The sequence below is a fragment of the Sediminicola luteus genome, from assembly GCF_040566555.1.
Classification (GTDB): domain Bacteria; phylum Bacteroidota; class Bacteroidia; order Flavobacteriales; family Flavobacteriaceae; genus Sediminicola.
The window spans coordinates 250940-261486 of record NZ_JBEWYP010000004.1 but is presented as its reverse complement, the minus strand read 5'-3'; the positions used below and the strand labels follow the sequence as shown (position 1 = coordinate 261486).

Annotated in this window: 12 protein-coding genes; 8 read left to right on the top strand and 4 right to left on the bottom strand. The window is 40.0% G+C overall.

Annotated elements, in window-relative coordinates:
• Positions 1 to 264: hypothetical protein (locus tag ABXZ32_RS09775; RefSeq protein ID WP_354618491.1), on the top strand; the 264-nt coding region annotated here is incomplete at its 5' end.
• A gap of 42 nt (positions 265 to 306) precedes the next feature.
• Here the strand turns inward: ABXZ32_RS09775 and ABXZ32_RS09770 are convergent.
• Both ABXZ32_RS09770 and ABXZ32_RS09765 read right to left on the bottom strand, forming a co-directional pair.
• Positions 307 to 684 (bottom strand): hypothetical protein, encoded by a 378-nt coding sequence (locus tag ABXZ32_RS09770; protein ID WP_354618490.1) that lies wholly within the window; start codon positions 682 to 684, stop codon positions 307 to 309.
• A 65-nt stretch (positions 685 to 749) separates the two neighbouring features.
• Entirely contained in the window at positions 750 to 2312 is a 1563-nt protein-coding gene (locus tag ABXZ32_RS09765) for a glycoside hydrolase family 32 protein (protein ID WP_354618489.1), read from the bottom strand.
• A gap of 134 nt (positions 2313 to 2446) precedes the next feature.
• On the opposite strand from ABXZ32_RS09765, the gene ABXZ32_RS09760 reads away from it, so the two are divergent.
• From ABXZ32_RS09760 to ABXZ32_RS09735, 6 genes are all read left to right on the top strand, one after another.
• The gene (locus tag ABXZ32_RS09760; RefSeq protein ID WP_354618488.1) at positions 2447 to 2938 is read left to right on the top strand and encodes a rhodanese-like domain-containing protein; all 492 of its coding nucleotides are present in this window, start codon (positions 2447 to 2449) and stop codon (positions 2936 to 2938) included.
• Positions 2939 to 2945: 7 nt separating this feature from the next.
• Positions 2946 to 3578 carry a TIGR04282 family arsenosugar biosynthesis glycosyltransferase gene (locus ABXZ32_RS09755; protein WP_354618487.1) on the top strand — a complete coding sequence of 211 codons (633 nt, stop codon included), beginning with the start codon at positions 2946 to 2948 and terminating at the stop codon, positions 3576 to 3578.
• A gap of 2 nt (positions 3579 to 3580) precedes the next feature.
• The gene (locus tag ABXZ32_RS09750) at positions 3581 to 4396 is read left to right on the top strand and encodes a purine-nucleoside phosphorylase (protein WP_354618486.1); all 816 of its coding nucleotides are present in this window, start codon (positions 3581 to 3583) and stop codon (positions 4394 to 4396) included.
• Positions 4393 to 5358, top strand: coding sequence for an arsenosugar biosynthesis arsenite methyltransferase ArsM (gene arsM, locus ABXZ32_RS09745; RefSeq protein ID WP_354618485.1), 966 nt, complete (start codon positions 4393 to 4395; stop codon positions 5356 to 5358). The genes ABXZ32_RS09750 and arsM overlap by 4 nt, the downstream gene beginning before the upstream one ends.
• Before the next feature lie 84 nt (positions 5359 to 5442).
• A complete protein-coding gene (locus tag ABXZ32_RS09740) occupies positions 5443 to 6198 on the top strand; it encodes a DUF547 domain-containing protein (RefSeq protein ID WP_354618484.1) in 756 nt (251 codons plus the stop codon).
• Positions 6185 to 6892 carry a TIGR04283 family arsenosugar biosynthesis glycosyltransferase gene (locus ABXZ32_RS09735; RefSeq protein ID WP_354618483.1) on the top strand — a complete coding sequence of 236 codons (708 nt, stop codon included), beginning with the start codon at positions 6185 to 6187 and terminating at the stop codon, positions 6890 to 6892. The genes ABXZ32_RS09740 and ABXZ32_RS09735 overlap by 14 nt, the downstream gene beginning before the upstream one ends.
• Here ABXZ32_RS09735 and ABXZ32_RS09730 read toward each other — a convergent pair.
• Complete coding sequence (locus ABXZ32_RS09730; protein WP_354618482.1) at positions 6889 to 7944, bottom strand: N-acetylmuramoyl-L-alanine amidase family protein; 1056 nt, start codon at positions 7942 to 7944, stop codon at positions 6889 to 6891. The two genes, ABXZ32_RS09735 and ABXZ32_RS09730, sit on opposite strands and share 4 nt — an antisense overlap.
• 75 nt (positions 7945 to 8019) lie before the next feature.
• Positions 8020 to 9021, bottom strand: a complete 1002-nt coding sequence (locus ABXZ32_RS09725) for a glycoside hydrolase family 113 (RefSeq protein ID WP_354618481.1) — start codon at positions 9019 to 9021, stop codon at positions 8020 to 8022.
• 169 nt (positions 9022 to 9190) lie between these two features.
• On the opposite strand from ABXZ32_RS09725, the gene ABXZ32_RS09720 reads away from it, so the two are divergent.
• Positions 9191 to 10537, top strand: a complete 1347-nt coding sequence (locus ABXZ32_RS09720) for an NAD(P)/FAD-dependent oxidoreductase (protein WP_354618480.1) — start codon at positions 9191 to 9193, stop codon at positions 10535 to 10537.
• Positions 10538 to 10547 lie beyond the last annotated feature (10 nt).

Below are 10547 nucleotides of genomic sequence, written 5' to 3'. Positions count from 1 at the left end.
TCGGGACTGGAGGCACCACAAAAAAATCCTTACTTCGGTAGGGATTTTTTGTTTTTAGAAATATCTTCAACAAAAATTAAAGTCCCTGGTTCTCCCGAAACTTCGGGACTGGAGGCACCACAAAAAAATCCTTACTTCGGTAGGGATTTTTTGTTTTCAGAAATATCCTCAATAAAAAATACAGTCCCTGGTTCTCCCGAAGTCTCGGGACAGGAGGCACCACAAAAAATAGGAGATTCGTTTAGGATTTTTTTAGGAAGCTAATGAAACACCGGGTTTCCATGGTTTATAGTCAGTGGAAAAACTCTACCTTCTCCTCCGCTTTTTGTCCAAAATGATCTTCACACTAAAAGATCCCAAGACACCACCTAGGGTTGTGGCCACCATATCTCCGGTATCTGCCTTACCATAGTCATTATGATCTATGATCTCCTTGGTAATCCCCGCCAGGGTACTCAGGCCTATCCCCCATATTACTGCCTTCGTTTTATTCTTGGTAATGCCGTATACCACTCCCGTCGTCCCGGCACCAATGACCGTTCCAACCCCAAAATGCATGAGTTTGTCCTGTTGGATAAGCTGTCCCTTTGCAGTGGTGATTGCAACAAAAAACATCCCTATGACCAATAGTAAAGACAGGCTTTTGTGTGGAATGGCAGTTTGAAATATCAAGTATTTGTACATGTGTATATAAATCCCTGCAATGTCGTGAAAAAGTCACCAAGATGAAAAATTTTTCACGCCTTAATCTACCATATGGATTTCACTTTAGACAATTGAAAATCATTTATTGTCATTTCTTTTTGGTCCATATTCTTAATTTCCAAAGCATTGTAATTTTCATTGGGAAACAACTGGGAGGTCATGGCATACTGTCCGCCGTTCACGAAAATTTCAATGGAGGAGCTGTCCATAATAATCCTGAACCCTACTTCCCCTTCGGGCAAATTAGGCAGTTTCATTTTTTGCAGTGGATCTGCAAAGGATTCGTGAAAATCGGTTTTTCCGGAATTTGCCCTATTTAGCGTCATCGTCATAGTAGTCCTATCCACATTGATCACAACCTGTTCCTCTAGGCTGTTTTTATAGGTGAGTTCAAAAAGAGACTCACCTGTACGGAATTGAAGATCCGATTGGTTATAATTTTCAAATGGAATTTCCGACACGCCTTGGGAGGCAACTGTCAAATTTCTTGCCGGTTCTTTTTCCAATAGGTCATCAAAACCTTTCAACGGATAATTGAAGAGTTCATATGAATCCCCTGTCTTTTGAAGACTCAACTTTCTTGGTAAGGTCATGGCACTTCGCCATTTTTCTGTTGGAGTGTCCCTGGCATAGTCCCAATTGCTCATCCATCCAATAAAAATTCTTTCATTACTGGGCACGTTGTTATAGGTTACTCCGGCATAATTATCCCTGCCCAGATCTATCCAGCGCTCATCTTTTTGATCAGAAGTAAATGTTGTGCCATCAAAATCCCCAATAAAATATTGAGTGCCACTACCACCATTGGGAGCACCCGGATTTATACTGATCAACAACACCCACTTAACTTCATCGGTACCTTCCACTTTAAAGGAAAAAAGGTCGGGACACTCCCACACTCCTCCATGGGCACCTTGATTTCTTCCAAATTCACTTTTATATTGCCAATCGATCAAATTGGGAGACTCCCATATTTGAAGGTGATCTCCTGCCACAAGGAGCATGGTCCATTTATCAACCTTATCGTTCCAAAAAACTTTTGGATCCCGGAAATCCTTAACCCCCTTATTGGGAATGACTGGGTTGCCTTCGTATTTTATCCAGGTATCCCCATTGTCCAAGCTATATGCAATTCCCTGGGTCTGAAAATCATTTTTCCCCGCTTTTTCCCCTTCAATTAAATGATAAGTGTATATCGCCACCAATGCCGGATTGTCTTTACTTCCAAAGCCAGAAGTATTATTCTCATCTACTACGGCACTCCCAGAAAAAATGTAACCATGTTCATCCGGGAATAAGGCAATTGGCTTGTGGTCCCAATGTATCATATCCTTGCTTACGGCATGTCCCCAATGCATTGGCCCCCATACTGTATCGTCTGGATAATATTGATAAAACAGATGGTACACCCCTTTATGGTAAACTAAGCCATTTGGATCGTTCATCCACTTTTCCTCAGGCGTAAAATGAAACTGGGGCCTGTAAGCCTCTTGGTAATATGCTGTTTCAGCCGATTCATCCATTTGAGAAGCTTCTTTAGGTTTATCCTTACATGACAATAGCAATCCAAAACTCATCAATATTATAAATATTTTTCTTAGCCCCATATCAGAAATGTTCTATTAACTACTAAAAATAAACATTTAAACGACACGCAACCACACAACCCTAATGCTTTGTTAAAACCCAATATTTACTTTCCTAAATGGTATCTTTGTATAGCACAATACAATACCTATTTATGAAAAGGAAGTATTTCATATGTCTTCTCATACTCAGTTTTATCAAGGTCCATTCCCAGAACACCATAGACGAAGCGTTACAAAAATATAACACGCACGAGGTGCCCTATTTGAAAGTTGGGGAAGCTATTGACAATAAAGACTATTTGTTCTTGGATGCCAGAAGAAAGGAAGAATATGATGTTAGCCATATTGAGAATGCAAACTTCGTAGGTACCTCTAAATTAAATTCAGAAGAAATGTCAAATTTTGCTCCAGACAAAAATAGCCCTATAATTGTTTATTGCTCCATAGGTGTTCGCTCTGAAAAAACTGCCAAACAACTTTTAGAGGCAGGTTACACTAATGTTTACAACCTATATGGGGGAATTTTCGAGTGGATTAACCAAGGTCATCCCATTGTTGACAATCTAGGGAATAAGACTGATAAAGTACATGCCTTTAGTAAGTATTGGGGTAAGTTTCTGACTAAAGGGAAAAAAGTATATTAAATAGTTTATGACATCAAGTCCCAATTCCCGAAACCAAAAGAACCTTCTTCTTATTTTTACAAGAAATCCAGAATTGGGTAAATGTAAAACTAGATTGGCAGCCAAAGTAGGAGACCATACCGCCCTAGAAATCTACACCTTTTTATTGGAGCATACCCACAACATAACCAAAGAAGTAAGAGCAGCCAAAGAAGTGCATTATTCGGAAAAAATATGGGAAAATGATATCTGGGAAAATACACATTACCACAAAAAAGCACAAAAGGGCAAGGACCTGGGAGAACGAATGCTAAACGCTTTTAAAGAAGGCTTTGAAGCCGGGTACGAAAATATCATCATCATTGGGAGCGACATGTACGATCTCTCATCTGATGACCTAAATACAGCTTTCGAGGAATTGCACATAACCGACTTTGTCGTTGGGCCAGCAGAAGATGGTGGATATTATCTTTTGGGAATGACAAAAATCAAGGCTTCTCTTTTTAAAAATAAGGCTTGGGGCACAAATACTGTTCTAAAATCGACCTTGAATGATTTAAAAAATGAATCGGTCAAGCTATTGAAAATAAAAAATGATGTGGATCTTTACGAGGACATTCAATATATTGAAGCTTTTCAACCATTTTTAAAAAACATATAAATATGACATTAAAACAATTAGAAGAGTCTACAGCCTATTTAAAGCACAAAGGTTTTGATGCCCCTGAACTGGGGATCGTACTTGGAACCGGACTTGGAAAATTAGTGGCGGAAATTGAAAATCCCATTGAAGCACATTACAACCATATCCCATTTTTTCCATTGGCGACCGTTGAGTTCCATACCGGAAAACTGATCTATGGCACTTTAGAAGGAAAAAAGGTAGTGGTCATGCAGGGCCGCTTTCATATGTACGAAGGATATGATTTAATTGATGTCACCTATCCTATCAGAGTAATGCACCAACTGGGGATCAAGAACCTGTTCATCTCCAATGCTGCCGGGGCCGTGAACCTCAACTTTAAAAAAGGGGATATAATGTTGATTGAGGATCACATTAATCTCCAGGGAGGATCGCCTTTAGCTTTTAAAAATGTGGCCGAATTTGGAGACCGATTTGTGGACATGAGTGAACCTTATGATCTAAAAATGCGTAAGAAGGTAGAGGCCATTGCCAAAAGAGAAAACATTTCCCTTCAAAAAGGGGTTTATGCCTCCGTGGTTGGTCCACAACTGGAAACCAAAGCGGAATATAGAATGATAAAACTAATTGGTGCCGATGCCGTAGGGATGAGTACTGTTCCCGAAGTCATAGCCGCCAACCACTTACGATTGCCCGTTATGGCAGTATCCGTCCTCACCGACGAATGTGACCCTGACAATCTGAAGCCGGTAAATATTGCAGAAATTATTGCAATTGCAGGTGAGACAGAACCAAAAATGATTAAATTATTTAAAGAATTAATAAAAGAGATATGAGTTATTTAAACGCCACAAACGACCTATACAAAGAAGCTGCACTAACCCCAGATGTGGGCTTGTGTTGCACTACGAATCCCGTATGGCAATTTCCTGGGCTTTCCATTCCCAAGATCATGCAGGAAATGAATTATGGTTGTGGAAGTACTGTTTCCGCACAAGACTTGGTCAATAACCCCAAAGTACTTTATGTGGGTGTAGGAGGCGGAATGGAGTTGTTGCAATTCTCCTACTTTTCTAGACAAAAAGGTGGGGTTACCGGAGTTGATGTCGTTGATGAGATGTTGGAAGCTTCCAAAAAGAATTTCAAGATAGCAGAAGAAGAAAATACGTGGTTTAAAAGTGAGTTTGTAGACCTCGTGAAAGGCGATGCCCTTAACCTTCCTGTTGCAAGCGAAAGTATCGATGTTGCAGCACAAAACTGTCTGTTCAATATCTTCAAGGCCGAAGATCTTCAAAAGGCAGTATCAGAAATGTACCGTGTTTTAAAACCCCACGGTAGGTTGGTGATGAGCGACCCTATCTGCGAGCAACCTATGAACGATGAATTACGAAATGATGATAGGCTTCGTGCCCTTTGTCTAAGTGGCAGTATCCCTATGAAGGACTATATAAAAGCATTGACCGATGCAGGATTTGGAACAATAGAGATCAGAGCGCGTAAATCTTATCGGGTACTTTCCCCAAACCACTATCCCACAGAGGAACTGGTTTATATAGAGTCTATTGAAATAGCAGCTATTAAAGACCCCATGCCAGCAGATGGACCTTGCGTCTTTACAGGAAAAACTGCCATCTATTATGGTGATGAGCAATATTTTGATGATAAAAATGGACATGTTTTAATGCAAAACCAACCTTTGGCCGTTTGTGATAAGACAGCCGCTGCCCTGGCCAAGGCAAATGATCAAATACATATCAGCGAAAGTACCTGGCACTATAATGGAGGTGGATGTTGCTAGACGTAAAATAAAAATAAAGCTTACCGCACAATAGTAAGGATAGACTGTGATTACATACTAATGAAAGAACTCTAATAGCTTCAAATGCACTTTACCGTAAAACATATTATCATTTTAATGTTGTTGTTCTTTGGAATTGCCTCTGGCCACGCCATATCCACAGTAGCAGATGAGGGACCTTTGGCCCTTCAGAAAGTTGATTACTCGACCTGGGACACCCTTTTGAAAAAATATGTTGACGATGTGGGCAATGTTGATTATAAAAATTTCCGAAAAGAAATTGGATTGCTAAATTCATATTTGGACCAACAGACAAAAAACCCTGTCTCGGAATATGAAACCAAGGAGAGTAAATTAGTGTACTACATCAATTTGTACAATGCGGCTACCGTAAAATTAATCCTGGATAATTATCCATTGGGCAGTATCAAGGATCTCAAAGGACCTTGGAACAGGCAAGTCGTTACCATAAGGAACAAACAGCTCTCCCTTGGGGATATTGAACACAATATATTGCGTAAAATGGACGAACCACGGATCCATTTTGCCATTAATTGCGCTTCTTATTCCTGTCCAAAACTATTGAACGAAGCCTTTACGGTTGAAAAATTGGAAGACCTTTTGGAAAAATCAGCAAGAAACTTTGTGAACGATCCCAAAAGGAATGTCATCACCAAAGAGAAGGCCATGTTATCCCAAATCTTTAAGTGGTACAAAAAAGACTTTACAAATAAGGTCTCATTGACTGACTACATCAATCAATATTCCACAATTAAAATAACTAAGGAGACCAGCATAGAATTTATCAACTACGATTGGAGCCTGAATGCATCTAAATGATTCCCATAAAATAAGTGTCATAATACCAGTTCTCAATGAAGCGGAACATATCGGTCACTTATTGAAATACCTCAAAGACATCTGCAATACAGATCACGTTAAGGAGATCATTATAGTTGATGGGGGCAGCACGGACAACACCCCTACCATTGCAAAGGAATTTGGTGCCACCCTGGTACATTCTGAAAAAGGACGGGCCAAACAGATGAACAAAGGAACCGAAAAGGCAACTGGATCCATATTTTACTTTTTACACGCCGACACCTTTCCTCCTAAAAATTTTGCCACCCATATCATCAATGCGGTGGCCTTAGGGACTCCTTCTGGTTGCTTTCGCATGAAGTTCGACTCTAAAAACTGGCTCCTAAGAGCTTCAGGATGGCTCACTCGTATCAACATAAAAGTGTGTCGTGGTGGCGACCAATCCCTGTTCATCACCAAGGATTTATGGGACAGGTCGGACGGATATAATGAATCCTATATTATTTATGAGGACACCGAGTTTATAGGTCGCTTATATAAATTGGGGGATTTTAAGGTATTGCCCCAAACGGTACTAACTTCAGCAAGAAAATACAAAAAGAATGGCACTATTAGGCTACAGTATCATTTTGGCGTCATCCATTTTATAAAACTAATGGGTGCCGGACCGGATCGTCTATACCGATATTACAGAAAAAACATTGTGGCCTAAGGCACCTTGTTCCTAGTCTGATAATCCAAAAGAACCCCTTCCGAGATCCATTTTGCCAAAGCTTGTCTATTATCCGGATCTAATATCCTCCTTTGGTCCTTGGCACTTTTTATGTTCCCAATTTCGATATATACCATTGCCGGGTGTGTCTTTTTTACGAGGTACAGATTGGTGCGATCTTCAAAAGTTCCCGAATACTCCCTATTGGGTTGATATTTTTGATACTTGTTCTGAAAAGTTGTGTGTATGTTCTCGGCAAATCTCTTACCGTTCTTACTTTTCTCATGGTGATAAAAGAATACATCGATGTTTTGCCCTTTACTGCGACTATCCACATGGGTAACGATAAGTCGCTGATATTTTCCCAAATTTTCTGCGTACAACTTATTTACAGCGTCTACCCTTTGCTTTAGTCTGGCCAATTGATTTAGCGGTATTTCAAGATTGGGATAGGTAACCTCATCCCGATCTATTTCCAAAATACGTTCATCCCTAATTCCGTCATTGGGGTCGCGTATGATGATATAAACCTTAGCTCCTTGTGACATTAATTCTCTCGCCAAACGCAACGTAATATCATAGGCATATTCATCTTCTGCAATAATTTTTCCTTCGTAGTTCTCAATGGCCCCAGGATCTGGACCACCATGACCGGAAATCAAATAATAAACAGCGCCTTCCAAGTCCTTACTCATATTGGGAACTAGGGCGTATTTCTTACCAAAAATGGAGTATTCGGTCTCCTTGCCGATAATCTTTCTTTCGGTTGCCTTTTTCTGAATTGTATCTACTACAACCACCTCAGCCTCAACAAAGGGTGGCAACACATATTTACGCCCCTCATAGAGCTGAATGCTGTCCCGCAGATTATCTTTGTTTAAAGCCACGAAATGGCCATAATGTTTTATGGGGTCCATGCCTTGTTTTCTAAGAATGGAAAAAATACCATCCCCTTTTTCGGCAATTACAGTCTTGACGGAGTTTTGGGCATAAATGGTCAGGGATGATAAGACCAGGATCAATAGTAAGAAGCTACATTTTTTGGGGTACACAATGCTAATTTTGCACAAATATTATCAAAAATAAGGTGTACTTCCAAAAAGGAATGCCTCTATTACACAATTAGATCAATGATTTTTATAAAAGGATCTGATTATCTCCTCCGCAGGCTTATTCTGAGGGGTAAATCTGTTGTCACCTCCCCCTCCTGCAGATTTATGGTCTATGAACCATTTCCAAACAAAGCCTCCTTGGAACCAATCTTCTCCCCAAAAAGATTCAAAAATCGCTTTAGTGGCATTGGCTTGCGCCTCAAGGTTTACGTCATCCTTACTATGATCCACCAACCAAGGGCGTTTGGCCGTATAATCATTGCTTCTATAGCCATATTCCGTAAACACTACAGGCTTCTCTAAATTTCTGGATAAGGTCATAAGTTTCTCCTTATAGGGTTTCCAACCATGCACCAATTGCTCTACCGAAGGGGTCTTCTCATCAGACAACGGGAAATAGGCATCTACCCCAATATAATCCAAATCTCCCCAAAATGGGGTCCGTTCATATTCATCCCAGTTGGCCGCATAGGTAAGCTCACCTTTATACACAGCGCGTATTTTTTTAACTAGGCCGTTCCAATATTCCGGTCTGTTCTCTATGAACTTTTCCAATTCCGTTCCAATACAAAAGAATTCCGTTTTTGTTTCTTGTGCCAATTCAGCGTAAGCCATTATGAATTTCGTGTATGAGGCTTCCAAAGCCACCCAATCTTCTTCTGAATTCATTTTTAAGGTTCCTGTAAAGGTCCCTTTCCATATCCAGATTTGGGGCTTCATCATCACCCTTAATCCGTTTTTATGAAGTAATTCAATGTATTGTTTTGCTCCTTTTTTGGTCTCTCCAAACCATTGTCGTTCCGTGTCAAAAATAATTTCCGGGGAGGCTACATCCCTTATAAATCCAAAGGGCATTACAGCCGCAGATTCTGCATTGATTCGCAAAAGGGCTTCCACATGCTCTTGGGAGGCCTGATCCCTTGAAGCCACAAAACTAACACCGTTAATTTTTTTCTTATCCTGACTTATACAGGACAGTTGCAAGGTTAATAATATGAAGAGGAGCAGTTTTTTCATGTCACTAAAATACACCAAATAAGGATTTGAAATACAATATATCCCCTACATTAACATACCTGTGACCTGAATTTGGGTTTGCCCATATTTAAATTACTTATAAATAAAAGACCGGGAATTAAGTTCTTATATTTAAGCACGACTTAAGCAACAACAACCGATTCTTTATATGGAACATATCGTTATTATTGGTAATGGAATAGCAGGGGTTACCGCTGCCAGACATATTCGAAAGCTTTCTGACAAAAAAATAACCATAGTTTCCGCAGAGACAGACCACTTCTTTGCCCGTACCGCACTGATGTATGTATATATGGGACACATGCAATTTGAACACATTAAACCATATGAAGATTTCTTTTGGGATAAGAACCGGATCAATCTGGTGAATGGTTTTGTTACTAAGGTCGACCATAAATCAAAAAAAATTGAATTAGCCAGTTCTGAATCCATAGGATATGATAAATTGATAATTGCAACCGGCTCCAAGCCCAACAAATTTGGATGGCCAGGACAAGATTTGAAAGGGGTACAGGGATTGTATTCCAAACAAGATCTTGATGCTTTGGAATTGAACGCACCCAACAAAGAGGTGTGCTCCCGAGCTGTAATTGTTGGCGGGGGACTTATAGGAATAGAATTGGCGGAAATGTTGCGAAGTAGAAAGATTCCTGTCACATTTTTGGTTCGAGAAGACAGCTTTTGGAATGGCGTCCTGCCAAAAGGCGAATCAGAAATGATCAATGAACATATTTTAGAGCATCATATAGATTTGCAACTGGGTACTAACCTAAAAGAAATTCTATCCGATGAAAATGGCCATGCAAAAGCTGTTACTACAGATAAAGGAGAGACTATTGAGTGCAACCTAGTAGGACTTACCGCTGGGGTAACCCCCAATATAGATTTTCTTGAAGACTCAGGAATAACCTTGGGCAAGGGGGTTAAAGTTAACCGGATGTTGGAAACCAATATTAAGGACATCTATGCCATTGGGGACTGTGCAGAACAACACGAACCCATTGGAAACAGAAGACCTGTAGAAGCTGTTTGGTATACAGGCCGAATGATGGGTGAAGCAATTGCCCAGACAATATGTGGCAATCCCACACCCTATAATCCTGGACACTGGTTCAATTCTGCCAAATTTTTGGATATTGAATATCAAACTTATGGGTGGGTATTTAGTGAGCGAAATAGAAAACCCTATGAGGAACATTTCCATTGGAGGCATAAAGATGAAAAGGCGTGCGTCACTATTTCTTTTCACAAAGGGACCAAGGAATTTTTAGGGATCAACACCTTTGGTATAAGAATGAGACACGAAATAGTGGACAGATGGTTAACAGATGGCAAATCTATTGATCATGTCATGGCCCACTTAAAGGATGCTAATTTTGATCCTGAATTCTATGACACATATGAAGCTTCTATCGTAGCCAAATACAATGAACAGTTCAACGCGTCCATTGGATTAAAGAAGAAAAGTTTAAAAAGAATATTTTTCAACGCATAACCTATTTCCC